The sequence below is a fragment of the Clostridioides sp. ZZV14-6345 genome, from assembly GCF_020657775.1.
Lineage (GTDB): Bacteria > Bacillota > Clostridia > Peptostreptococcales > Peptostreptococcaceae > Clostridioides > Clostridioides difficile_D.
Map to the genome: position 1 here is coordinate 1 of NZ_JAGWCX010000167.1, position 536 is coordinate 536.

The following is a 536-nucleotide window of genomic DNA, read 5'->3' on the forward strand; positions in this document are numbered from 1 at the left end:
GATGGGTAGGGGAGCTTCCCATACGGGTTGAAGCATGACCGTAAGGACATGTGGACAGTATGGGAGTGAGAATGTTGGCATGAGTAGCGAGATGTGGGTGAGAATCCCACAGGCCGTAAACCCAAGGTTTCCAGGGGAAGGTTCGTCCGCCCTGGGTTAGTCGGGACCTAAGCTGAGGCCGAAAGGCGTAGGTGATGGACAACAGGTTGATATTCCTGTACTACCGATAACCGTTTGAGAGATGGGATGACACAGTAGGATAAGCTAAGCACACTGTTGGTTATGTGTGCCCAAGCATTGAGGCAGTCAAAGTAGGTAAATCCGCTTTGATAATGCTGGGATGTGATGGGGAGCGAAATTTAGTAGCGAAGTAGCTGATTTCACACTGTCAAGAAAAGTCTCTATCGAGGTTAAAGGTACCCGTACCGCAAACCGACACAGGTGGGTGAGGAGAGTATCCTAAGGCCCGCGAGAGAACTGTTGTTAAGGAACTCGGCAAAATGACCCCGTAACTTAGGGATAAGGGGTGCCACCAT

General features: G+C 50.4%; 1 rRNA gene. It reads left to right on the forward strand.

Annotated elements, in window-relative coordinates:
• Positions 1–536, forward strand: a 23S ribosomal RNA gene (locus tag KGF39_RS19455); the annotation flags it as partial.